At 73.7% G+C, this 23,237-nt stretch carries 23 protein-coding genes; 11 read left to right on the top strand and 12 right to left on the bottom strand.

Translation table 11 applies throughout. The features are described from left to right. Positions 1 to 168: 168 nt before the first annotated feature. From AB0947_RS27695 to AB0947_RS27685, 3 genes are all read left to right on the top strand, one after another. Positions 169 to 1,545, top strand: a complete 1,377-nt coding sequence (locus AB0947_RS27695; protein ID WP_366753037.1) for an NAD(P)/FAD-dependent oxidoreductase — start codon at positions 169 to 171, stop codon at positions 1,543 to 1,545. Between the two features lie 94 nt (positions 1,546 to 1,639). Then, complete coding sequence (locus tag AB0947_RS27690; RefSeq protein ID WP_366753036.1) at positions 1,640 to 1,849, top strand: DUF4287 domain-containing protein; 210 nt, start codon at positions 1,640 to 1,642, stop codon at positions 1,847 to 1,849. Positions 1,850 to 1,945: 96 nt separating this feature from the next. Further along, positions 1,946 to 4,168, top strand: coding sequence for an FUSC family protein (locus AB0947_RS27685; RefSeq protein WP_366753053.1), 2,223 nt, complete (start codon positions 1,946 to 1,948; stop codon positions 4,166 to 4,168). A 7-nt stretch (positions 4,169 to 4,175) separates the two neighbouring features. Here AB0947_RS27685 and AB0947_RS27680 read toward each other — a convergent pair whose 3' ends face one another. Together AB0947_RS27680 and AB0947_RS27675 are read right to left on the bottom strand one after the other, a co-directional pair. Next, on the bottom strand, positions 4,176 to 5,042 hold the full coding sequence (locus tag AB0947_RS27680; protein ID WP_366753035.1) for an RNA polymerase sigma factor SigF: 867 nt from the start codon (positions 5,040 to 5,042) through the stop codon (positions 4,176 to 4,178). A gap of 232 nt (positions 5,043 to 5,274) precedes the next feature. Continuing rightward, positions 5,275 to 5,709, bottom strand: a complete 435-nt coding sequence (locus AB0947_RS27675; RefSeq protein ID WP_366753034.1) for an ATP-binding protein — start codon at positions 5,707 to 5,709, stop codon at positions 5,275 to 5,277. A gap of 134 nt (positions 5,710 to 5,843) precedes the next feature. On the opposite strand from AB0947_RS27675, the gene AB0947_RS27670 reads away from it, so the two are divergent. Together AB0947_RS27670 and AB0947_RS27665 are read left to right on the top strand one after the other, a co-directional pair. After that, a complete protein-coding gene (locus tag AB0947_RS27670; RefSeq protein WP_366753033.1) occupies positions 5,844 to 6,086 on the top strand; it encodes a hypothetical protein in 243 nt (80 codons plus the stop codon). A 277-nt stretch (positions 6,087 to 6,363) separates the two neighbouring features. Next, positions 6,364 to 6,822, top strand: coding sequence for a cyclic nucleotide-binding domain-containing protein (locus AB0947_RS27665; RefSeq protein ID WP_366753032.1), 459 nt, complete (start codon positions 6,364 to 6,366; stop codon positions 6,820 to 6,822). Positions 6,823 to 6,922: 100 nt separating this feature from the next. Here the strand turns inward: AB0947_RS27665 and AB0947_RS27660 are convergent, their stop codons facing one another. Together AB0947_RS27660 and AB0947_RS27655 are read right to left on the bottom strand one after the other, a co-directional pair. Then, entirely contained in the window at positions 6,923 to 8,242 is a 1,320-nt protein-coding gene (locus tag AB0947_RS27660; RefSeq protein ID WP_366753031.1) for an MFS transporter, read from the bottom strand. 82 nt (positions 8,243 to 8,324) lie between these two features. Next, positions 8,325 to 8,939 (bottom strand): LysE family transporter, encoded by a 615-nt coding sequence (locus tag AB0947_RS27655; protein WP_366753030.1) that lies wholly within the window; start codon positions 8,937 to 8,939, stop codon positions 8,325 to 8,327. A 66-nt stretch (positions 8,940 to 9,005) separates the two neighbouring features. Between AB0947_RS27655 and AB0947_RS27650 the strand changes: the two genes are divergently transcribed. Then, on the top strand, positions 9,006 to 9,893 hold the full coding sequence (locus AB0947_RS27650; protein ID WP_366753029.1) for a LysR family transcriptional regulator ArgP: 888 nt from the start codon (positions 9,006 to 9,008) through the stop codon (positions 9,891 to 9,893). 331 nt (positions 9,894 to 10,224) lie between these two features. Then, the gene (locus AB0947_RS27645) at positions 10,225 to 10,476 is read left to right on the top strand and encodes a WhiB family transcriptional regulator (protein ID WP_171160258.1); all 252 of its coding nucleotides are present in this window, start codon (positions 10,225 to 10,227) and stop codon (positions 10,474 to 10,476) included. A 27-nt stretch (positions 10,477 to 10,503) separates the two neighbouring features. Here AB0947_RS27645 and AB0947_RS27640 read toward each other — a convergent pair whose 3' ends face one another. The 5 genes from AB0947_RS27640 to AB0947_RS27620 all read right to left on the bottom strand — a co-directional run bounded on the left by AB0947_RS27640 (position 10,504) and on the right by AB0947_RS27620 (position 15,836). Next, positions 10,504 to 10,953, bottom strand: coding sequence for a DUF6098 family protein (locus AB0947_RS27640; RefSeq protein ID WP_366753028.1), 450 nt, complete (start codon positions 10,951 to 10,953; stop codon positions 10,504 to 10,506). 109 nt (positions 10,954 to 11,062) lie between these two features. Further along, positions 11,063 to 12,898, bottom strand: coding sequence for a HAMP domain-containing sensor histidine kinase (locus tag AB0947_RS27635; protein WP_366753027.1), 1,836 nt, complete (start codon positions 12,896 to 12,898; stop codon positions 11,063 to 11,065). Continuing rightward, complete coding sequence (locus tag AB0947_RS27630) at positions 12,895 to 13,602, bottom strand: response regulator transcription factor (RefSeq protein WP_366753026.1); 708 nt, start codon at positions 13,600 to 13,602, stop codon at positions 12,895 to 12,897. Before AB0947_RS27630 ends, AB0947_RS27635 begins: the two co-directional genes overlap by 4 nt. Positions 13,603 to 13,622: 20 nt before the next feature. After that, entirely contained in the window at positions 13,623 to 14,357 is a 735-nt protein-coding gene (locus AB0947_RS27625; RefSeq protein WP_366753025.1) for a L,D-transpeptidase family protein, read from the bottom strand. A 69-nt stretch (positions 14,358 to 14,426) separates the two neighbouring features. After that, on the bottom strand, positions 14,427 to 15,836 hold the full coding sequence (locus tag AB0947_RS27620; RefSeq protein ID WP_366753024.1) for a M1 family metallopeptidase: 1,410 nt from the start codon (positions 15,834 to 15,836) through the stop codon (positions 14,427 to 14,429). 166 nt (positions 15,837 to 16,002) lie between these two features. Between AB0947_RS27620 and AB0947_RS27615 the strand changes: the two genes are divergently transcribed. Then, the gene (locus AB0947_RS27615; RefSeq protein WP_366753023.1) at positions 16,003 to 16,350 is read left to right on the top strand and encodes a DUF488 family protein; all 348 of its coding nucleotides are present in this window, start codon (positions 16,003 to 16,005) and stop codon (positions 16,348 to 16,350) included. A 2-nt stretch (positions 16,351 to 16,352) separates the two neighbouring features. Here the strand turns inward: AB0947_RS27615 and AB0947_RS27610 are convergent, their stop codons facing one another. Both AB0947_RS27610 and AB0947_RS27605 read right to left on the bottom strand, forming a co-directional pair. Then, positions 16,353 to 18,026: an FAD-binding dehydrogenase gene (locus AB0947_RS27610; RefSeq protein WP_366753022.1), complete on the bottom strand. Its 1,674-nt coding sequence runs from the start codon at positions 18,024 to 18,026 to the stop codon at positions 16,353 to 16,355. 102 nt (positions 18,027 to 18,128) lie between these two features. Beyond that, positions 18,129 to 18,749: a helix-turn-helix domain-containing protein gene (locus AB0947_RS27605; RefSeq protein ID WP_366753021.1), complete on the bottom strand. Its 621-nt coding sequence runs from the start codon at positions 18,747 to 18,749 to the stop codon at positions 18,129 to 18,131. Positions 18,750 to 18,885: 136 nt separating this feature from the next. Here AB0947_RS27605 and AB0947_RS27600 point away from each other — a divergent pair, with 136 nt between their 5' ends. The 3 genes from AB0947_RS27600 to AB0947_RS27590 all read left to right on the top strand — a co-directional run bounded on the left by AB0947_RS27600 (position 18,886) and on the right by AB0947_RS27590 (position 22,329). Further along, positions 18,886 to 19,515, top strand: coding sequence for an alpha-ketoglutarate-dependent dioxygenase AlkB (locus AB0947_RS27600; RefSeq protein WP_366753020.1), 630 nt, complete (start codon positions 18,886 to 18,888; stop codon positions 19,513 to 19,515). An 81-nt stretch (positions 19,516 to 19,596) separates the two neighbouring features. Then, positions 19,597 to 20,343, top strand: a complete 747-nt coding sequence (locus AB0947_RS27595) for an MBL fold metallo-hydrolase (protein WP_366753019.1) — start codon at positions 19,597 to 19,599, stop codon at positions 20,341 to 20,343. A gap of 747 nt (positions 20,344 to 21,090) precedes the next feature. Next, positions 21,091 to 22,329: a DUF4032 domain-containing protein gene (locus tag AB0947_RS27590; RefSeq protein WP_366753018.1), complete on the top strand. Its 1,239-nt coding sequence runs from the start codon at positions 21,091 to 21,093 to the stop codon at positions 22,327 to 22,329. 1 nt (position 22,330) lies between these two features. Here the strand turns inward: AB0947_RS27590 and AB0947_RS27585 are convergent, their stop codons facing one another. Further along, positions 22,331 to 23,194 (bottom strand): universal stress protein, encoded by an 864-nt coding sequence (locus AB0947_RS27585; protein WP_366753017.1) that lies wholly within the window; start codon positions 23,192 to 23,194, stop codon positions 22,331 to 22,333. Positions 23,195 to 23,237 lie beyond the last annotated feature (43 nt).

Below are 23,237 nucleotides of genomic sequence, written 5' to 3'. Positions count from 1 at the left end.
GCCGGTTACTCCACGTCCCAGTGGGGGCATGCTGGTCCCCATGCGTTCGTCTGCCTGCCGCACCCAGCTGGCGGAACGGCTGGAGGCACGGTGGGATCGGAGTTGGCGCAGAGCGATCCGGGGCATGCGAACGGCGTCGAGCCGGACCGCCCGGAGCCGCAGAAAGGGATGAACACCGTGACACGACCCAGGATCCTGGTGGTTGGCGCAGGCTTCGCCGGAGTCGACTGCGTCCGCCGCCTGGAGCGCAAACTCGCCCCGGACGAGGCCGACGTCACCCTGGTGACGCCGTTCGCCTACCAGCTCTACCTGCCGCTGCTGCCTCAGGTCGCCTCCGGCGTGCTCACGCCGCAGTCGATCGCCCTGTCCCTGCGCCGCAGCAGGAAGTACCGCACCCGGATCATCCCCGGCGGCGCGATCGGGGTGGACCTGAAGGCCAAGGTGTGCGTCATCCGCACCATCACCGACAAGATCGTCAACGAGCGCTACGACTACATCGTGCTGGCACCGGGGAGCGTGACCCGCACCTTCGACATCCCGGGCCTGACCGAGCACGCCTTCGGGATGAAGACCCTCGCCGAGGCCGCCTACATCCGCGACCACGTCATCTCGCAGCTCGACCTGGCGGACGCCAGCGACGATCCCGCCGAGCGGGCCGCGCGGCTGCAGTTCGTGGTGGTCGGCGGCGGCTACGCGGGCACCGAGACGGCGGCCTGCCTCCAGCGGCTGACGCACGCGGCCGTACGGCGCTACCCGCGGCTGGACCCGAGCCTGATCAAGTGGCATCTGATCGACATCGCGCCCAAGCTGATGCCCGAGCTGGGCGACAAGCTCGGCCGCAGCGCGCAGGAGATCCTCAAGCGGCGCGGGGTCGAGGTCTCGCTGGGCGTGTCGATCGACAAGGCCGGCCCGGAGGAGGTCACCTTCACCGACGGCCGCGTGGTGCCGACGCACACGCTGATCTGGACGGCCGGGGTGGTCGCCAGCCCGCTCATCGCGACGCTCGGCGCGGAGACGGTCAAGGGCCGGCTGGCGGTCACCGCCGAGATGTGCCTGCCGGGGTACGACGGCGTGTTCGCGCTCGGCGACTCGGCGGCCGTGCCGGACCTGGCCAAGGGCCACGAGGGCGCGGTGTGCCCGCCCACCGCCCAGCACGCCATGCGGCAGGGCAGGAAGGTCGCCGACAACGTCATCGCGACACTGCGCGGGCAGCAGATGCAGCCGTACGTGCACAAGGACCTGGGTCTCGTCGTCGACCTCGGCGGCAAGGACGCGGTGTCCAAGCCGCTGGGGATCGAGTTGCGCGGCGTTCCCGCGCAGGCGGTGGCCCGCGGCTACCACTGGTCGGCGCTGCGCACCAACGTCGCGAAGGCCCGGGTGATGACCAACTGGCTGCTGAACGCGGTCGCGGGCGACGACTTCGTGCGCACCGGTTTCCAGGCCCGCAAGCCCGCCCGGCTGAAGGACTTCGAGTTCACCGATTCCTACCTGTCACCGGACGAGGTCCGGGCCCGGGTGGAGGGCGCGGGCATCGACCACCCGTGAGGTGGTGTGGATCACAGGGGACCGCCGGTCACTTCACCGAGGACCGGCGGTCTTCCCTGGTGTTCACACACGTCACACGGAGGGACACCCCGGCATGACCGAGAAGACCGTCAAGGGTCCGGCGAGCTACTTCCCGTCGATCGAGAAGAAGTACGGCCGCCCGGTCGGCGAGTGGCAGGAGCTGATCCGCTCCTCGCCGCTGACGAAGCACATGGAACTGGTCGGCTGGCTCAAGTCCGAGCACGGCGTGGGCCACGGGCACGCCAACGCGCTGGTGGCCGCCACCCTGGCCGGGGAGAGGTGAGCCGGGGCCGCGTGCGATGCTGGGTCGGAGATCGATTTCCGGCACGGGAGAGAGCGCGGCGGCGTGAGGGCAGTGGCACGGTCGGGACGGGTACGGATGTGGGACCGGCTCGCGGCGTCGGACCCCGGGCTGCTCCGCCTGACCGCGGGACTGCGCACGGTCACCGCGATCGCCCTCACCCTCGCCGTCCTCGCCGCGCTGAACGTCCCGGTGCCCCAGCTGGTCGCCGGGGCGATCGCGGCGATGGTCGCCACCTTCGCCATCCGGGAGAAGCAGCGCGCCCAGCAGGCCGTGACGCTGGCGTTCGGCCTGCCGGTGGCGCTGGCCTCGGTGTCCCTGGGCGCGCTGCTCAACCAACGGGTTGTCGCCGGCGACCTGTTCTTCGTCGTCCTCATCTTCTGCGCCGTCTACGGCCGCCGGTTCGGTGACCGGGGCACGGCACTGGGGCTGATCGGCTTCCAGGTCTACTTCCTGTCGCTGTTCGTGGGCGCGACGGCGTCCGTGCTGCCGCAGTTGTACGGCGTCATCTGCGTGGCGTTCGCGTGCAGCGCGGCCGCCCGGTTCGCGCTGCTCCCGCAGACCCCGGCGGGCACCCTGGACCGGCTGCGGCGGGCCTTCCGCGCCCGGCTCGGCCAGCTGCTCGCCACCCAGGCCGAATTGCTGGACGCCGGACCCGACGAGGCCGAGAAGGTGCTCGAGGACCTGCGCACCGGCACCGCGCGGCTGCACGAGACGGCGTTGCTGATCCAGGGCCGGCTGGAGGACGGCACGTCGGACCCGGCGGTGGCCCGGCTGCTCCAGCGCCGGATCGCGGACGCGGAGATCGCCGCCGAGCGGCTCGGGCTGCTGCTGCTCACCGCGCGCAGTGCGCAGCGCACCGACACCCTCACCCTGCATCTGCCGGGCGCCCCGCTGCCCTCCGGCGGCGAGCTGCCGGTGCGGGACGAGGCGACGGCCGCGCTGCGCCGGGATCTGCAGGCGCTGCGGCTGCTGACGCTGCGGCCGGCCGGGGAGGCGTCGGGAACGGCGCTCGCGCAGGTGCGCAACCGGCTGCTCGGCTACCGGGAGGAGGAGAACCTGCCCCCGGCCTCCCCGGCCGTGCAGGACGTCTTCCGTGGCCTCGGCGAGACCGCGCGGGCCGCCCTGGGCCTGCGGCTGGCCCTGGACGGGCCGCAGGACGAGTCCGACGACACCCCGGCGACCGCCCGCTCCCGCGAGGAGCTGGACGCGGAGGACGCCGCGATCGAGGTCAGCGAGGAGAGCGAGGCGGAGGAGCCGCAGCCGGCCGGCCTGAAACGGCCCACCACCCGGGCCGCCGTCCAGGTGGCCGTGGGCTCCTCGCTGGCCATCGTCGGCGGTGAGCTGCTGTCCGCCCAGCGCTGGTACTGGGCGGTGCTGACGTGCTGGATCGTCTTCCTGAACACCGCCTCCACCGGCGAGATCCTGGTGAAGGGCTACCGGCGGCTGCTGGGCACGGTGCTCGGCGTGGTGGCGGGCATCGGGCTCGCCGCCCTGGTGGGGCACCACACGTGGACGGCGTTCGCGCTGGTGCTGCTGTTCATCTTCGCGATGTTCTACACCGCGCCCCTGTCCTACACGCTGATGTCGTTCTTCGTGACGGCCATGCTGGGGCTGCTGTACACCCTGCTGAACACCTACAGCCTGTCGGTGCTGGTGCTGCGGATCGAGGAGACGGCGCTCGGCGCCGCCTGCGGGGTGATCGCGGCGGCCGTGGTGCTGCCGGTCCACACCGACCGTCGTACCAACGAGCTGCTGGTCGCGGTGCTGGACCGGCTCGCCGACGTCACCAGGGGTGCCGTCGACCAGCTCAGCGGCGGGGCGGGCGGGGACCTGGTGGAGCGGGCGCGCGAGCTGGACCAGGCACTGGCCGACCTGCGCGCGGCCACCCAGCCGCTCACGCATCCGATCACCCCGCTGCGCTCGCGCCGGAACACGGTCCGGTACGTGGTGGCGCTGCTGGAGACCTGCGCGTACCACGGACGGTCCCTGGCGGCCACCGCCGAGCTGCTGCCGACGCATCCGTCGATCGCGGCGGACCCCCGGCTGCGCGGGGCGGGCGGGCGGATCGTGCACAACATCGAGGCGATCGCCGCGCACGTCTCGGACCCGAGGTCCGCCGCGCAGATCGAAACCGGCTCCAGCATCGCGTCGATGCTGGAGCCGGGAACCCTGCGCACCCCGCGCTACGGCCGCGTGACCGACCGGGTGCTGCGCCATCTGCAGCGCCTGGACGAGACCGTCTCCGGCCTCGCCCGGCCGCTGGGCGTGGCCGGAGGGCCCACCCAGCCGCGGAAGTGAGCGGCGCTCACCTCGGCTCGGCGCCGGGGCGGCGGCTGCCCAGCACCTCGTCGCGGACGCGGGCACAGCTGCGGCTGATCAGCCGGGACACGTGCATCTGGGAGATGCCGAGCCGGTCGGCGATGCGGCTCTGGGTCATGTCCTCGAAGAAGCGCATGTAGAGGATGGCCCGCTCGCGCTCGGGCAGTCGGCGCAGTCCCTCCTTGGCGGCCTCGCGGTCGACCACGACGTCGTAGGAGGTGTCCGTGGCACCGAGGGTGTCGGCGAGGCTGTAGCCGTCGTCGCCGCTGGAGAGTTCGGCGTCCAGCGAGAGGGTGCTGAAGCTCTCCAGCGCCTCCATGCCGGCGCTGACGTCCTCCTCGCTGAGCCCGGTGTGGGCGGCGATGTCGGCGACGGTGGGTTCGGGGCTGCCGGGGTTCTGGGTGAGTTCGCGCCGGGCCACCCGCACCCGGTTGCGCAGCTCCTGCACCCGGCGCGGCACCCTCAGGGCCCACATCCGGTCACGGAAGTGCCGCTTCACCTCGCCGGTTATGGTCGGCACGGCGTAACTCTCGAAGGCCCCGCGCGAGGGGTCGAAACGGTCGATGGCCTTCACCAGGCCCAGGGCCGCCACCTGGCGCAGGTCCTCGACGGACTCGCCCCGGTCGCGGAACCGGCCGGCGATCCGGTGGGCCATGGGGAGCCAGGCGGTGACGAGTTCGTCGCGTACGGCGTCCCGCTCGGGTCCGTCCTCCAGCTCCGCCAGCCGGACGAACAGCTCCGCCGTGTCCGGGGCGTCGTCGTGGTTCCGCCGGCTGGGCGCCGCGGCGGCGCCGGCGGTGTCGCTGGTGGTGGCGGTCGTGCCGGGACGGCTTGTCGACATGTCGGTCAGCATGCGGAATCGCTCCTGAACGGGGTTTCAGGGCACATGGCCGGAACTGCGGTTCCAGGTCCTGGCCCGAACGGTGGTGTCAGGGTTCTCCACGGGTGAGCCACCAGGCCCGCCGGAAGGGGGCCCAGCAGCGGGTTTGTCCCCGCGGGGCAGGCGCCTCCGGTCCGAAGCACGAAACTCCGTCTGCCCCTCGACCCCACGCGCAAACACGCTGAGCGGAACTTCCCGGACCGCTTCAGCGCAGTGGTACGACGGCCGTGATGCATTTGCCGCCGCTGGGCAGCTCCGCGACCCGGATGTCGCTGGCCAGGCGGCACACGATGGGCCAGCCACGGCCGCCCGGGTGGGGATGGGCGGGCTCGTCGCCGGCCGGATCGGTGACCGGCAGGTCGTCGCTGTCGTCGCTCACCGAGACGCGGACGCCGCCGCCGTCGACGTCGACGGCGAAGCCGGTGATGCCGCCGCCGTGCAGCAGGGCGTTGGTGGTGAGTTCCGACGTGACCAGCAGGGCGTCCTCGACGGCCTCGTGCGCACACGGCAGGTCGCGGGCCCGGCACCGCTCGGTCATGACGCGTTCCACCGTTCTGCGGGCCTCGGCCGGACGGCACGGCACGTGGCCGTGCGTCTGCGGCAGGGTCGCGATGGAAGTGGTCCGGTGCTTGTCGAGCATCCCTTCCTCCCAGATACTCCCTGAGCGGTGCCCGGATTGCAGGGTTCTCTCCCTTTCGACTGACCCGCCGGAGCGCTGTCAAACACCCTCGGTGCCCGTGTCATCACGGCGGCCCGAGCGGGTACCCGCCGTACATGACCGATGTGGTGGACGCGGACGAGTTGTTGCGGCGGATCCGGCGCGGCCAGGAGCGCGCGGGCGAGGAGGAACGGGCCTGGCGGGAGCGGGCGCAGAGCCTGACGGCGACCGATCCGGAGGGCGCGCGGGAGGCGGCCGACCGGGCCCGGGCCTTCGAGGCGGTGCAGCGGGTGCTGGAGGAGATCGTCCGCCCGGGCGGGGGCCCGGTGCGGACGGAGGGAGTGAAACAGGTCACCTGACCCGCTTCCGGTTACCCAAAAGTACGGCAGATGGTTTATGGTTCATCCACAAGTGACGCGGGAGCGGCGCGGAAGCCTTCCTTCCCCGCTCCTTGTGTCACCGCATACGGCCCTGGCTGGTTTCCCCCGTCCAGCCAGGGCTTTTTGCTGCCCCGGGCGCGACACGCGGCCGAAGACCCGGCCTCCTCGACGTGCTCCGGACGGTCACAGCGGCTGAAATGGGCTTGAGAGGCACAGCACCCGCACCGCAACCGCCGCCGGCGAGGAGCCATGCGCCATGACCAAAGCGATCAAACTGCTGACCGCCCTCCCCCAGGCGCAGCGCGAGCGCCTGATGGAGCTGGCGAAGGAGGTGTCCTTCCCTGAGGACACCCGCATCTTCGATGCCGGCGGCACCGCCGACCGGTTCTGGGTGATCCGCTCGGGCGCGGTCCACCTCGACCAGCAGGTCACCTCGCGGCAGCGGGTGACGGTGGCCACGCTGGGCGCGGGTGACATGCTCGGCTGGTCCTGGCTGTTCCCGCCGTACCAGTGGGACTTCGGCGCGGTCGCCTTCAGCAACGTACGGGCCTACGAGTTCGACGGGCCGTCGGTGCTCGGGCTGTGCGTGGAGGATCCGCTGCTCGGGCTCTCGCTGGTGCGGACGGTGGCCGAGATCCTCGCCCACCGGCTGGAGACCACCCGGGGAAAGCTGATGGAGCAGTACGCGATCCGGCGGCGCAGCAGCCCGATCTAGGGTCTTTCGTTCGGATCAGGCCGGATCAGGGAGCGGGGCCCGCGAGCCCGGCATGATCCGAACGAGAGGCCCCAGGTGTGCCGTCCGGTCCGCCGGGCGCTCAGATGCGGTAGCGGCGCAGCGCCGGGACCGCGGCGGCCAGGGCCAGCATCACCACGACGACCAGGGCGCCCCCGCCCGCGACGGCGGCCCGCGGCCCGAACGCCGAACCGGCGGTTCCGTGCAGCACGTCGGCCAGGCGCGGTCCGCCCGCGACGACCACCGTGAACACCCCCTGCATCCGGCCGCGCATCTCGTCGGTCGCGGCGGACAGCAGGATGGCGCCGCGGAACACCATCGAGACCATGTCGGCGACACCGGCCACGGCGAGGAAGGCCACGGCGACCCAGAGGTTCCCGCTGAGCCCGAACCCGGCGACGGCCGCGCCCCAGCCGACGACCGCCCCGATGACCATCCAGCCGTGCCTGCGGGCCCGCGAGAACACACCGGAGAACAGGCCGCCGAGCACCGCGCCGACCGGGATGCCGGCGAACAGCACACCGAGCGCCAGGCCCTCGCCGTAGGAGCCGTAGGTGTCCGCGGCCAGCTCCGGGAACAGGGCGCGGGGCATGCCGAACACCATGGCGACGATGTCGGCGAGGAAGGACAGCAGCAGCACCTTGTGCCGGGAGATGTAACGGAAGCCCTCCGCTATCTCGCGCAGCCCGGCCCGGCGGGCCGTGGCGCCGAGCGGCGGCAGGGCTGGCAGCCGGAAGACGGCCCACACCGTCACGCACAGCGCGAGCGCGTCGATCAGGTACAGCTCCGGCAGCCCGATGACCGGGATGAGCACACCGGCGAGCAGCGGGCCGGCCACCAGGCCGGTCTGCATCACCGTGGAGCCGAGGGCGTTGGCGGCCGGCAGCTGCTCCGCGGGGACCAGCCGGGCGATGGAGGCAGTGCGGGCGGGCGAGTTGAGCCCGAAGAACGCCTGTTGCAGGGCGAGCAGCACCATGAGGACGACGACCGAGTCCAGACCGCTGGCGGCCTGCGCCCAGAACAGCAGCGAGGTCACCGCGATACCGGTGTTGGTGACCAGCAGCAGCTTGCGCCGGTCCACGGTGTCGGCGACCGCCCCGCCCCACAGCGCGAAGACCACCATGGGCACGAGGCCCGCGAGGCTCGCGTAGCCGACCCAGGCGGAGGAGTGGGTGATGTCGTAGATCTGCTTGGGCACGGCGACGGCGGTGAGCTGGCTGCCGACGGCGGTGACGATCGTCGACGACCACAGGCGCCGGTAGGCGGGGATGCGCAGCGGGCGGGTGTCCATCGCCCAGCGGCGCCAGCCGCGCCGGGGCGGGTCCTCGGCCGCCGGCGCGTCGGGGTCGGGCCGGCTCTCCGTCCGCCCGGTGTCGGTGCTGCTGCTCTCGCTCGTGTCCACGGATGTCCTGGTTGCTCGTTACATCTTTTTGTTCGAGAGCCTAACTGTTCCAGGACGTCCTGTGCGCGGCGAACGGTGCGTCTCAGGAGCCGACGACCAGGGTCGTACCGAGGGCGAGCATCGTGAGGGCGACCAGGCCGTCCAGGACCCGCCAGGCGCCGGGCCGGGCCAGGAACCGGCCGAGCAGCCGGGCGCCGAAGCCGAGCGCGGCGAACCAGCACAGGCTGGCGAGCGCGGCGCCGAGCCCGAACGTCCAGCGCAGCGGGCCCCGGTCGGCGGCCAGGGAGCCCAGCAGGAACACGGTGTCCAGGTAGACGTGCGGGTTCAGCCAGGTCATCGCCAGGCACATGAGCACGGCCCGGCGGCGCGAGCCGGCCGCCTCGCCCTCCGCGCGCAGTCCGGTGCCGGGGCCGAGCACCCGGCGGGCGGCCAGGGCGCCGTAGCAGAGCAGGAACGCACCGCCGACGATCCCGACCGCCCGCAGCGCGCCGGGCCAGGCGACCACGACCGCGCCGACCCCGCCGACGCCGAACGCGATGAGCACCGCGTCGGACAAGGCGCAGATGCCCACGACGGCGAGGACGGCGTCCCGGCGCACCCCCTGCCGCAGGACGAAGGCGTTCTGGGCGCCGATGGCGACGATCAGGGAGAGGCCGGTGCCGAAGCCGGCGGCCGCGGCGGACAGGGCGTGGTTCATGCCGTCGACGCTAGGGAAGCCCTGATCACAAGTACAGCTAAAGATTTTTACGTACCATTAGCGCTCGTGATGTCAGAGCTGCCCCTGGAGCAGGTGCGGACGCTCCTGGCCGTGGTGGACGAGGGCACCTTCGACGCGGCCGCCGCCGCGCTGCACGTGACGCCGTCCGCGGTCAGCCAGCGGGTCAAGGCCCTGGAACAGCGGACCGGCCGGGTGCTGCTCCAGCGCGGCAGACCGGTACGGCCCACGGAGTCCGGCGCCGTGCTGGTGCGGTTCGCCCGGCAGCTCGCCCGGCTGGAGCGGGACGCCTGGGGCGAGCTGGGGCTGAGCGGCGGCGGGGAGCCGACGCGGGTGTCGGTCGCGGTGAACGCGGACTCGCTGGCGACCTGGTTCCTGCCGGCCCTGACCCGGGTCCCGGGCCTGTGCTACGAGCTGCACCGGGAGGACGAGGACCACACGGCGGCGCTGCTGCGCGAGGGCCTGGTGATGGCGGCGGTGACCTCCTCGCCCGACCCGGTGCCCGGCTGCGCGGTCCGTCCGCTCGGCCGGATGCGCTATCTGCCGGTGGCCGCCCCGGAGTTCACCTCGGCCCACTTCGACGGACGGCCCCTTGCGGAGGCGCTGTCCCGGGCCCCCGTCGTGGTCTTCGACCGCAAGGACGACTTCCAGGACGCCTTCGCCCGCCGGCTCGGCCGCGCCTCCGCCGGCCCGTTCCGGCACCACGTGCCCACCTCAGAGGGGTTCCTGGACGCCGTCGCCGCGGGGCTCGGCTGGGGCATGGTCCCGGAGGTCCAGGCCGGCCCGCTGCTGGACCGGGGGCGGCTGGCCGCTCTCGCCCCCGGCGCGTGGATGGACGTCGCGCTGTACTGGCAGCAGTGGAAGCTCGACTCGCCGGCACTGGCCTCCCTGGCCGAGGCGGTAACCAGGACGGCATCGGAGACGCTGCGCGGCTGACCCGGGTTCCGGGAGAACCCCATCCGACCCGCACTCAAGCGCCGCTCCGCGCCGGGCGGTTGCGGGAGCGCGCGTGGGGCCTCACCCGGCGGCCCGTCACATCCCCGCCCGCGGTGCCCTGTCGGCTCCTCCGGTGTTCTCCGGGGGCCGCCGCCCGGGGCGACCACCGCGCGCCCGTCACGCTATCTCCGCTTATCTCCGCGCGTTCCGCCGTTTCACACCCTCCTGACCGGTCACCCGAACCGGAGAACGTGTGCGCAACGCCTTCACGCCCCAACGGCGGCGCATGCGACAAGGCCCGGACGACTTCGATCCGAACCAGGAGATTCCGATGGAGAACTGGCGCGAACATGCCGCGTGCCGTCACGAGGACCCCGATCTGTTCTTCCCGATCGGCACGACCGGACCCGCGCAGGTGCAGGCACAGCAGGCCAAGGCGGTGTGCGGGCGCTGCCCGGTCCGCGAGCAGTGCCTGGACTGGGCGCTGGACACGGGCCAGAGCATCGGGGTCTGGGGCGGTACGACGGAACTGGAACGCCGGGCGCTGCGGCGGCGCGCCCGCTCCCGGCAACGCTCGGGCTGACCGGCGGCCCGGCGGGGCGAGGGGGGCTCAGCGGCCACCGCGGCGCAGGGTCCCCCACTCCCGTTCCTGCCGGGCCATCTCGTCCCGGGCCGCGTCGATCACCTCGCCGGCGATCCAGCACAACGGCTCGACCTCCGCCACCAGCGGCTCGTTGTCCGGGCCCCGGCCCGTCTCGCGGCCCCGCAGGACCCAGGGGCGCACGCCGGGGCCCTTGTCGTGCGGCAGGTGCGCGTAGTCGTACAGGCGGCGCGCCACCCACAGCTCCACCGACCGGTCCTCCCACCACTCCTCGACGTCGAGCGGGTTGGCGGACAGCCCGGGCATGGGGACTCCGGTCAGTTCGTCGGTGCTGGAGACGGCGTCGAGGTCGGTGCCCGGCCCCTTGGACCAGCGCACGTACAGTCCCTGGTGCCGTTCCACCAGGCGGGCCAGTTCGGCCAGCGTGGACATGACCGGCAGGTCGTCCGCTCCGCTCATGGCATGACCTCCCTCTGCCTCCTCGTGCCGCGCTCGCGCGACCGGAGTACCCCCGGCCTGCCCCGGAAATCGGATTCCATTGCTCCGCTCCTGCGGCTCGACACCGCTCTCAGGGCTCGTCGCCGGGCGGCGGCGCGGCCGGCAGCCGCAGCGTGAAGACCGTTCCCGTCCCCGGCTCGCTCTCCACGCCGGCCGTGCCGCCGTGGGCGGCCACCAGGTGGCGGACGATCGGCAGCCCGAGCCCGCTGCCCCCGGTGCGGCGGCTGCGGGACTTCTCCGCGCGCCAGAACCGCTCGAAGACGTGCGGCAGGTCCTCGGGCGCGATGCCCGAGCCGGTGTCGGCGACGGTGAGGACCACCTCGTCGCCGTCCCGGTGTGCGGCGAGCGTGACGCTGCCGTCGGCGGGGGTGTGCCGCAGCGCGTTGGAGACCAGGTTCCCGAGGACCTGCCGCATCCGCACCGGGTCGGCATCCAGCCAGGCGGTGGCGTCGGCCCCGGTGCGCAGGACGACCCCGGCGGCGTCGGCGGCGACGCGGTGGGCGGCGGCGACCTGGTCGAGCAGGTCGCCGGCCGGCAGCGGCTCGCGGTGCAGGCGCAGGGTGCCGGCGTCGGCCGCGGCGAGGTCCTGGAGGTCGTCGATGATCCGCTGGAGGACGAGCGCCTCCTCGTGCAGCGAGTCCAGCAGCGCCGGGTCGGGGTCGACGACGCCGTCCCGGACGACCTCGAGCCAGCCCCGGATGTTGGTGAGCGGGCTGCGCAGTTCGTGTGCGATGTCGCTGACCATGGCCTTGCGCTGCGCCTCCAGGCGGGCGCGGCGCTCGGTGAGGTCGTTGAACGCCTCGGCGAGGATGCCGGTCTCGTCCCGAGTGGTCACCGGCACGCGCACGTGCAGCTCGGGCGGCTGCTGGGCGGCGAGGGTCAGCGCGCGCAGCGGCCGTACCAGCCGGACGGCGACGACGGCGGTCACGGCCACGGTGACGGCGAGGACCAGCCCGGCCACGCCGACCACCTTGGCCTTGTTGGCCGGTGACACGTCGAAGCGGGCGGGGTTCTGGTCGCCGATGCCGAGGAACAGCTCGGCCACCGGGGCGACGTAGGGCTGGAGCTGGGTGCGGCGGGCGGTCTGGACACAGCGCTGGGCGGTCCGCGTGGCCTCGCCGGTGCCGAGCCTGGCGAGCTTGGCGACCAGGAAACCGCCGCCGAAGGGGTCCTTGCCGCGGGGGTCGAACGTGAAGAACAGCCCTCCGCCGAGGGCCAGTCCGTCCTTGCGCAGACAGGGGCGCACCAGGTCGGACAGGGCCTCCAGGGCCTTCTGCTCGGTCGCGGTGGGGGTGTTGAGCCGGCCGTCCTCGCACACGTCGGCGCCGTAGGCGGAAGGGTCGGCGCCGTCCGCGACGGTGACCACCGGCCGCCCGCTCTCGGTCCGTTCGGTACGGGCCTGGAGGCCGTGGCGTTCGTAGCAGTGCGCGCGTAGCGCGGCCAGCGAGTCGAGCTTGACGCGTTCCGCGGCCGGCAGCAGGTAGGGGCCCACCACGCGCGGGTCGATGCCGCTGAGCTGGGCGCCGGTCTCGGTGTAGGTGTCGGTGCGCAGCGGGTCGACGGTGGCGGCGGGCCGGGGCGGCAGCGGGGTGCCGGGGGGCGCGGAGTCGGCGACCAGGGTGCGGTCGGCGGTGGTGAGGGCGATCCGGCGGCCGGTGCGGGCGGCCAGCTCCCGCAGGGCGGGCCGGATGCCCGCCCAGTCCGAGTGGGTGGCCGCGTAGCCGCTGAGCTGGGCGAGGATGCGGTTGCCGGCGGCGAGGTCCTGCCCCTGTTCCTCCTTCAGGGCGCTGGTGGTGGTGGTCACGGCGAGCCAGGCGGTGGCCGCCACGGAACAGACGGCGATCAGCGCGGACACGAACAGCAGCCGGACGACCAGCCGTTTGCGCACCGGGATGCGGCGCCTCACCGCCGGCCGCCGCTCAGCTTGTAGCCGACGCCGAACACGGTCAGCAGCCGCACCGGCCGCCGCGGGTCGGCCTCGATCTTGCGGCGCAGGTTCATGATGTGCACGTCGACGGCCCGCTCGGTGGAGGCCCGGTCGAAGCCGCGGGTGCAGTGCAGCAGTTGCCGCCGGGTGAACACCCGCTCCGGCTCCCCCGCCATGGCCAGCAGGATCTGGAACTCGGCCGGTGTGCACTCCACCGGCGCGCCGTCGCAGCGCACCTCGTGGCGTACCGGGTCGACGCTGATCCCGGCGGCCCGCACGACCGGGTCGTCGTCCCGGGCGCCGACGCCCCGCCCGCTGCGCCGCAGGACCGTGCGGATGCGGGCCATCAGCTCGCGCGGGCTGTACGGCTTGGTCAGGTAGTCGTCGGCGCCGACGTCGAGGCCGAGCAGGACGTCGTCCTCGGCGGAGCGGGCGGTGAGCATGACCACCGGGATGTCCGGCTGCTCCGGGCCTGCGCGCAGCGCCCGGCAGACGCCGAAGCCGTCGAGGACCGGGAGCATCAGGTCCAGGACGACGAGGTCGGGCCGCAGCCGGCGGGCGGCGTCGAGTGCCGCCGCGCCGTCGTGCACGACGGTGGCGGTGTGGCCCTCGGCCAGCAGGGAGCGGCGGAGCAGTTCGGCCTGTTTCTCGTCGTCCTCGGCGACCAGCACATGTGCGCACACGAGTTCGGATCCTAAGCGGCTCAGTGCGCGAGCCAGTCGGCGTGCCCCATGACGACGACCGGGTGCCGGCCGGGGTCGAGGGTGCGCAGGAGGTCCTTCATGTGCGCCTTGGCGACGCTGACGCAGCCGTGGGTGGGTCCGCCGTGGTCGACGTGCAGCCACACTCCCCCGCCGCGTCCCGGGCCGAGGGGCCGGGTCCAGTCCAGGGGCGAGGTGCCGGGCCGGCGGTTGTAGTCGATGGCGATGACGTAGTCGAAGGAGCCCTCCAGGGGTTCGCCCTCGAAGCCGGTGCCGGGCGAGTGGAACCCGCTGGAGTGGTGGTAGGGGAGCTTGCCGCCGGGGTCCGGGAGCAGGCCGCCGGCGTCGGAGAGGGTGTAGACGCCGAGCGGGGAGCGCAGGTCGCCGAGCATGTGGTGGGCGCTCCAGCCGTGCAGCGCGTTGTGGCCGGGCCAGGCGGGTCCGGCCTGCCAGCCGGTGGGGGTGCGCCGGTGCAGCACGACGGTGCAGAGCGGGGAGTTCTCGCCGCGCCCGGTGACGACGACGGCCTGGGTGCAGCGCTCGGGTATCGCCGCGGTCCGCTCGGGCCCGAGGCCGGGTATGCCGCGCGGGGCCGACGGGCTGGGCGTGCCGGGGGTGGGCGCCGGTGCCGGACGGCGGGCCGGAGTCCGGCCTTCGGTCGCCTCGGCTCCGCCGCCGCAGCCGGTGAGCAGCAGCGGGGAGGCGAGGAGAGCGACGGCGGTTCTGCGTCGGATCATGAGTCGATCTTGACCGGCAGTTGTTTGGAACCGGTCAGCGTCGCGCGTACGGAGCGAACTGCCGCGGGGTCAGGGCCGGTTCGGCTTGCCCGCCGTGTAGAGCCAGGTGCGGAACAGCCCGTCCAACCGCTTCCCCGAGGTCTTCTCGGCGAGCCGGACGAACTGTGCCGTGGTCCCGTGCCCGCCGCGGTGTCCGGTCGCCCAGGCGCGCAGGGTGCGGAAGAAGTCCCGGTCGCCGACGGCCCGGCGCAGCTCGTGCAGGACCATGGCGCCCCGGGCGTAGACGGGGGTGCCGAAGATGTTCTCGCCGCTGCCCGGATCGCCGGGCGGGTAGGCCCACAACTCGTCGCTCGCGGGGCGGGCGTAGAGGGAGTCGAAGGCCTGCTGGGCGCTGCGGCCGCCGTGCTGTTCCTCGTAGAGCCACTCGGCGTAGGTGGCGAAGCCCTCGTTGAGCCAGATGTCCTTCCAGGCGGTGAGGGTGACGGAGTCGCCGAACCACTGGTGGGCGCTCTCGTGGACGAGGGTGCCGAGGTCGGGTGCGGAGTCGTAGACCGGCCGGGTCTGGGTCTCCAGGGCGTAGCCGACGTCCGGGGCGTGGTCGACGATGGCCCCGGCGGCCCGGAACGGGTACGGCCCGAAAAGCTTGCTCTCCCACTCCAGCACGGAGGGCAGCTTCTTCAGCGCGGGCGCCGCGGCGCGGGCCTCGCGGGCGTCCACCGCGTTGTACACCTGGATGCCGTCGCGGGTGGTGTACCGCTCGACCCGGAACTTCCCTATGGAGGCGGTCGCCAGGTAGGCGGCCATGGGCTGGGTCTCGCGCCACCGGAAGGTCGTCTTCCCGCCGGTGGTGCGCTGCCCGAGCAGGACGCCGTTGGCGACGGCGGTGCGTCCCTCGGGGACGGTGATGGTGAAGTCGTACGACGCCTTGTCCTTCGGGTGGGCGTTGGCCGGGAACCACGTCATCGCGCCCTGCGGCTCGCCGGCGACGAACGCGCCGTCGTCGGTGGGGATCCAGCCGTCCGCCGATCCGTCGGGGTCGGTGACCGGCTTCGGGGTGCCGTGGTAGGCGACGGTGACGCGGAAGTCCTGCCCGGCGCGCAGGGCGTGGCGCGGGGTGACGACGAGTTCCTGGCCGTCGCGCCGGAAGGCCGCCTGCGTGCGGCCGACGGTGACGGCGGTGACCGTCAGGCCCTTGAGGTCGAGGTCGAAGCGGCCGAGCCGCTGGGTGGCGCGGGCGGTGAGCACCGCGGTGGCGTCCAGGCGGCGGGCCGAGGTGTCGTACCGCAGGGTCAGGTCGTAGTGGCGGACGTCGTAGCCGCCGTTGCCGCTGAGCGGGAAGTACGGGTCGCCCGCGCCGGGCGCCCCGGTGGTGCCCGGGGCCGTGGGGCCTGCGGCGCCGAGGAGGGCGGCCACGGCGACGGGGACGGTGGCCAGGACGGCGGTACGGCGGCGGGCGGGCTGTCTGCGGGGTGGCGTCACATGCGCTCCTCGGAAGTGGCCGGTGATCGACTGGCCGTCAGAGTAGGCGCCGCCCGGGCCCGGTTTCCCCCTTGTTCCGGTCAAGTCGTGCCGCGTCGCCGCCGGGTGGGCGGCGATCGGCGCAGTACGCTCGCACGACCGTCCACGACCCGAGAGGGGCCCGACCGTGAGCGTGCGTGTGCGCCGGATCTACGAACCGCCCGAGCCCGACGACGGCCTGCGCGTCCTGGTCGACCGGCTGTGGCCGCGCGGCCTCGCCAAGGACGCGGTGCGGGTGGACGAGTGGCCGAAGGAACTGACCCCGTCGAGCGAACTGCGCACGTGGTACCACGGCGGGGGCTCCTACGAGGAGTTCCGGAGCCGCTACGAGCAGGAGCTGGAGGCCCCCCGGGCCGCCGAACTGCTGGACCACCTGAGGGAGTCGGCCCGCAAGGGCACGGTGACCCTCCTCACGGCGTCCAAGAAGACGGAGGAGAGCCACGCGCACGTCCTGGCGGAGCTGGTGGAGGGCTGAGGTCAGCCGGTCTGCCGGGCCGCGTGCCGGCCCGCCGCGCGGCCGGAGAAGAGGCAGCCGCCGAGGAAGGTGCCCTCCAGGGCGTTGTAGCCGTGGACACCGCCGCCGCCGAACCCGGCGACCTCACCGGCCGCGTACAGTCCCTCGATCGGCGTGCCGTCGGTGCCGAGCGCCCGGGAGTCCAGGTCGGTCTGGATGCCGCCGAGGGTCTTGCGGGTCAGCACGTGCATCCGGACGCCGATGAGGGGGCCGGCGGCCGGGTCGAGGAGGCGGTGCGGGGCGGCGACGCGGCCGAGGCGGTCGCCGATGTAGCGGCGGGCGTTGCGGATGCCCTGGACCTGGGCGTCCTTGCTGTAGGGGTTGGCGATCTGGAGGTCGCGGGCCTCGATCTGGCGGCGCACCCCGGCCGCGTCCAGCAGCGGCTTGCCGGTCAGGGCGTTCATCTTCTCGACGAGCTGTTCCAGGTTCCCGGCGGTGACGAAGTCGGCGCCGTGGTCGAGGAAGGCCCGCACCGGCGCGGGGGCGCCCTTGCCGAGCAGCCGGTCGCGCAGCACGGCCTTGCGGTCCCTGGCGGTGATGTCGGGGTTCTGCTCGGAGCCGGAGAGCGCGAACTCCTTCTCGATGATCTTCCGGGTGAGGATGAACCAGGAGTGGTCGTACCCGGCGATGTCCTCGGTGGTGCGCAGGTACCGGAGGGTGCCGAGCGTGTCGTAGCCGGGCAGGCAGGGGTCGGGCAGCCGGCGGCCGAGGGCGTCGAGCCAGATGGACGACGGGCCGGGCAGGATGCGGATGCCGTGGCCGGGCCATATCGGGTCCCAGTTGCGCAGGCCCTCGGTGTAGTGCCACATGCGGTCGCGGTTCACGAGGCGTACGCCGGCCTGGGCGCTGATGTCGAGCATGCGGCCGTCGACGTAGGCGGGGACGCCGGTGACCATCTCGGCGGGGGGTGTGCCGAGCCGCTCGGGCCAGTAGCGGCGGACGATGTCGTGGTCGGCGCCGATGCCGCCCGTGGTGACGACGACGGCCTGGGCGGTGAGTTGGAAGTCGCCGGCCCGGTCGCGGCTGGAGGCGACGCCGCGCGGGGAGTCGTCGGGGGCGAGCACGGTGCCGCGCACACCGCGTGCCGTGCCGCCCTCGACGACCAGTTCGTCCACCCGGTGGCGGTGGTGGAACGTCAGCAGCCCGTCCCGGGCGGCCTGCCGCGCGTACCGCACGAAGGGCTCGACCACGCCGGTGCCGGTGCCCCAGGCGATGTGGAAGCGGGGCACGGAGTTGCCGTGCCCGTCCGCCCGCAGGTCGCCGCGTTCGGCCCAGCCGACCGTCGGCAGCAGCTCGATTCCGTGTCCCTGGAGCCAGGACCGCTTCTCGCCGGCCGAGAACTCGACGTAGGCGCGGGCCCAGCGCACCGCCCAGGAGTCCTCGTCGGCGAGCCGGTCGAACTGCGCGCTGCCCTGCCAGTCGCTCCAGGCGAGGGCGGCGGAGTCCTTGATGCCGAGGCGGCGCTGCTCGGGCGAGCCGACGAGGAAGAGCCCGCCGAAGGACCAGAACGCCTGGCCGCCGAGGTTGGCGGCGTTCTCCTGGTCGACCACGGCCACCCGGCGGCCCCGGCTGGTGAGTTCGTGCGCCGCGACCAGGCCGGCGAGACCCGCTCCGACGACGATGACGTCCGCGTCCATGACGACTGTGTCCTTCCTGACGGTGCTCGGTGCGGTACTCGGTCCGGTGCCGGCCCGTGCCGGTGCGCGTGCGCTCGTACGACGGTGCCGTTCGGGCTGTGCTCAGGTGGCGGGGGTGCGGCTGCCGTCCGTGAGCAGGGCGGTGAGCAGCTGTTTCAGCCAGACCCGGGCGGCTTCGACGTCCCGGTCCAGCAGCAGTTGGGTGGTGACCCCGTCGTAGGCGGCGACCACGGCGTGCGCGGCGCCGTCGACGTCGCCGAGCACGGCGGGCAGTGCGGTGTGGCCGCGCGCACGGGCGAGCCGGTCGGCGATGGCCTGCCGGAGCCGGGCGCGGTGGTCGAGGAGGGCCCGGGCGACGGCCGGGTGCCGGGCCGCGTGCACCAGGAAGTCGGTCTTCACGAGCAGCCAGTCGACGTCCAGCAGCAGCACCTCGGTGACCCGGTCCACGGCGGCGGGCACGTCGAGGCCGGGGCCGTCCTGGGCGAGGGCGTCGGCCACCTGGGCGGCGATGAGGTCGGCGCGCTGCTGGTACAGGGCGAAGAACAGCTCGTCCAGGGTGGCGAAGTTCGAGTAGAACGCGCCCCGGCTGAACCCGGCCGCCTCGCAGACCTCCTCGATGGAGACGCGGCCGTAGCCCTTGGCCGCGAACACCGCGAAGGCGGCGTCGAGCAGCCGGGCGCGGGTGTGGACCCGGCGCCGGGTGACGCGTCCGGCCGTCTCCATGGCTGCCTCCTCCTGTTGGATACGCGAATGTATCGGATACACCGCTGCATCGAAAGCCTCCGGCCGGCCGCCGGTCCCCTCGGGGCCCCGGTTGATCAATAGGAACGTACTTTCGATTAAGGAGTACGCTGAACCCATGTCCACGCACCTCCAGGGCTCCCTGTTCGACCAGACCGACGAGCTGCGGCTCGGCTCGCTCGGCGGGCTGCGCCGGACCGAGCTGGGCTCGGGCGCCTGGATCGACGTCCTGCCGGGCTGGCTGAGCGGCGCCGACGGCCTGTTCGAACACCTGGCGGCGGAGGTCCCCTGGCGGGCCGAGCAGCGCAAGATGTACGACAACGTGGTGTCCGTGCCGCGCCTGCTCGCCTTCTACCGGGCCGGGGACCCGCTGCCCCACCCGGTCCTCGACGAGGCCCGCACCGCCCTGTCCCGGCACTACGCCGACGAACTCGGCGAGCCGTTCACCACGGCCGGGCTGTGCTACTACCGCGACGGCCGGGACAGCGTCGCCTGGCACGGCGACCGGATCGGCCGGGGCTCACGGGAGAACACGATGGTCGCGATCCTCTCAGTCGGCGAACCCCGCGACCTGCTGCTGCGGCCGGCCGGCGGGGGCGGCACGGCGGTCCGGCGCCCGCTCGGCCACGGCGACCTCATCGTGATGGGCGGCTCCTGCCAGCGCACCTGGGAGCACTGCGTCCCCAAGACCAGCCGGGCCACGGGACCGCGCATCAGCATCCAGTTCCGTCCGCACGGTGTGCGCTGACGACCGGGCCCGCTCGCGCGGGCCGAGCGCCCGTCTGGTTGGCTGTCCCCGACGATCCGCCGCTGAGGGCTCGGAGAGATCATGCGGGCAGAGGTAAGACAAGTCGCCGACGGCACCTACCTGGTGCACGGCCACAACACCAACTGGGTGATCCTGAAGGACGGCGACGCCGTCACGCTGGTGGACACCGGCTATCCCGGGGACCGGGCCGGACTGCTGGAGTCCCTCGCGGAGGTGGGGAGTTCACCGGACGCGGTCACCGCCGTCCTCATCACCCACGCGCACAACGACCACCTGGGCTCCGCCGAGTACCTGCGCGCCGCCCACGGCACCCCGGTCTATCTCCACCCGGCCGAGGTCCCGCACGCCCGGCGCGACTTCCTCCAGCAGGCGACCATCGCCGACGTGGTGCGCAACGCCTGGCGGCCCGGCGTGCTGCCCTGGGCCGTGCACGTGATCCGCGTGGGCGGCACGGAGCAGCACCCCGTCACGGCCCCCGAGCCGTTCCCCACCGAGGGGGCGCTCGACCTGCCGGGGCGGCCGGTGCCCGTGCACACCCCCGGCCACACGGACGGCCACTGCGTCTACCACCTGCCCGACGCCGGCATCGTGATCTCCGGGGACGCCCTGGTCAGCGGGCACGCCACCTCCCGGGTCAAGGGCCCGCAACTGCTGCCCGACTTCTTCCACCACGACCGCGCGCGGACGCTGGCCTCCCTGGACGTGGTCGCCGCGCTCGACGGCGACACGCTGCTGCCCGGCCACGGGCCGCTCCACCACGGTTCGGTACGAGCCGCGGCCGAACAGGCCAGGGACCGGGCGTCCTGACCGCCCCCCGAAGACACCGGCGCCCCGAAGACACCGGCCCACCCCGAGACACCGCCCCCCGGGAAGCACCGGCGCACCCGAAGCGCGCCGGGCCTCCCGGAGGGGCGGGGCGGTCCTGGGCGCCCCGAGCGTTGGAGGGACCGGGCCGCGCGGAGGAACGGAACCGCCCGAAGCGCGTCCAGCCTCCCGGAGGGGCGGGCCGCGCGGAGAGCGCAGCCGCGCCGCGCCGGACCGCGTGAAGGAGCCGGACCCCTCCGGGGCCTGCCCCATCAGGAGGCCCTGACCGCCGAAGCGCGCCGAGCCCCCTGGGGGAACGAGCCTCCCGGAGGGACCAGGCCACAGGGGGTGGGGAGCCGCCCGGAGCGCCGGGCCACGCGGAAGAGCCGGACCCCTCCGGGGGCCCCCGGCCCCGCTGGAACCCGGAAGCGCGTCGAGTCTTCCGGAGGGGCCGGACCCTCCGAAGCCCGCCCGGCCTCCTGCGGGGGACCCGGACCGCCCCGAGCGTGCCGCGCCTCCCGCACGGGCCGGGCCCGCCCGGACCCTGTCGAGTCCCACGGCCGGACCAGAACACGCGGAGGAGCGAGCCGCGCGGAGCGACCGAGCCGCCCCCGCACCCGACCGCGCGGAAGAACCGGCCCCTTCCAGCCTCCCGCAGGCGCCGCAGAAACCCCGACCGCCGAACCGCGCGGAGCCCCCCGCAGGGGCCGGGCTCCTCGAACGGACATGCGGGGCCTTAGGGTTCGTGCCATGGCCTTGCAGATCAGCGCCACGAACCCGGAGCATCCCGCGCTCCTGCTCGCGCTCCCCTGGGACACCCCGCTGGAGGAGTGGCCCGAGGAGTACCTCGTGCCGCTCCCCCGCGGCATCTCCCGGCACGTGGTGCGCTACGCCCACGCCGGCGACGAGGTGATCGCCGTCAAGGAGCTGGCCGAGCGGCCCGCGCTGCGCGAGTACGAGCTGCTGCGCGACCTGGACCGGCTCGGCATCCCCGCCGTCGACCCGCTCGCCGTGGTCACCGGCCGCACCGACCCCTCCGGCGACCCGCTGGAACCGGTCCTCGTCACCCGGCACCTGCGCGGCTCGATGCCGTACCGGTCGATGTTCGAGACGACCATGCGCCCGGCGACCATGCACCGGCTCATGGACGCCCTCGCCGTGCTGCTGGTCCGCCTGCACCTGGCGGGGTTCGCCTGGGGCGACTGCTCGCTGTCCAACACCCTGTTCCGGCGGGACGCGGGCGCCTACGCGGCCTACCTGGTCGACGCCGAGACCGGCGACCTGCACCCCCGGCTCAGCCCCGGACAGCGGGACTACGACCTGGACCTGGCCCGCGTGAACATCAGCGGGGAGCTGCTGGACCTGGAGGCGTCCGGCGCGCTGCACCCGTCCGTCGACCCGGTCGAGTTCGGCCACGAGATCTGCACCCGCTACCACGGCCTGTGGCAGGAGCTGACCCGCACCTCGGTGTACCCGGCGGGCAAGTACCACTACATCGAGCGCCGGATCCGCCGCCTGAACGACCTCGGCTTCGACGTCGCCGAGATGCAGATCGAGCACTCCTCCAACGGCGACACGGTCACCTTCGTGCCGAAGGTCGTCGACGCCGGCCACCACCAGCGGCAGCTGCTCCGGCTGACCGGTCTGGACGCCGAGGAGAACCAGGCCCGGCGGCTGCTGAACGACCTGGAGAGCTGGATGGCCACCCAGGAGGACTACGCGCCCGGCGATCCCCTCGCCGCCCGCCCGGAGGTGCTCGCCCACCGCTGGGTGCGGGACGTGTTCCGGCCCACCGTGCGGGCGGTGCCGCCGGAGCTGCGCGGTTCCATGGACCCGGCCGAGATCTACCACGAGCTTCTGGAACACCGCTGGTACCTGTCCGAGCGCGCCCAGCACGACATAGGCCTGGACACCGCCGTCCAGGACTACATCGACAACGTCCTGCCCAAGGCCCGGGCCGGCCTGGAGACGGCGGCCGGCCCGGAGTAGGTCACTCGTGCGGGACCACGGCCACCGGGCAGCCGGCGTGGTGCAGCACCCCGTGCGCGACCGAACCGATCCGGGCGCCGACGGCCGTGCGGCGCGCCCGGCGCCCGACGACCATCAGCTGGGCCCGGCCGGACATCGACAGCAGCACCTGGCCGGCGCTGCCCATCTCGACGTGCTCGGCCACGGGCACCTCGGGGAACCGGTCCCGCCACGGCTGGAGGGCATCGGCCAGCGCCTGCTTCTCGTACGGTTCGAGACCGCCCGCGTCGTCGAGCAGCTTGAGCGAACCGGGGCTGTAGGCGAAGACCGGCGGCAGGGTCCAGGCACGGACGGCGCGGACGGCGGCGCCACGGGACGCCGCCGTCTCGAACGCGAACCGCAGCGCCGCCGCGCTGTCCTCGGGGCCGCCGTGCTGGCCGACCACCACGTCCCGGCCGGCCGCCTCCGCCGCGGGCTGGTCCTCGGCGCGGACCAGGACCACGGGCCGGGCCGCCTCCGCGATCACCTGCTGGCCGACCGAGCCCAGCAGGAACCCGACGACGGGTCCGTGGCCGCGCGAGCCGAGCACCAGCATCTCGGCGCCGGCCGCCGCGTCGGCCAGCGCGTGCGCGGCCGCGCCTTCCGCCACGTCGGTGGTCACCGTCAGCCCGGGGTGCCGCTCCGAGACGGTGCGCACGGCCTCCTCGACACCCGCGGACACCCACCCGCGCTGGGTGTCCCGGTCGGCGGCGAGCGCCTCGGCGTACCGCCAGGCATGGACCACCCGCAGCGGCAGCTCCCGGCGCACGGCCTCCCGGGCCGCCCAGTCCAAAGCGGCCAGGCTCTCCGCCGTACCGTCCACCCCTGCCGTGATCGGGCGTGTCATCCGTGGGCCTCCTCGTCGTCGTGTCCTCGGGTACCGGGTGCCC

Origin of the sequence: Streptomyces sp. NPDC047841 (assembly GCF_040704085.1) — a bacterium.
GTDB lineage: Bacteria > Actinomycetota > Actinomycetes > Streptomycetales > Streptomycetaceae > Streptomyces > Streptomyces argyrophylli.
The sequence above is the reverse complement of the archived record's forward strand: the minus strand, read 5'-3'. Positions and strand labels throughout refer to the sequence as shown.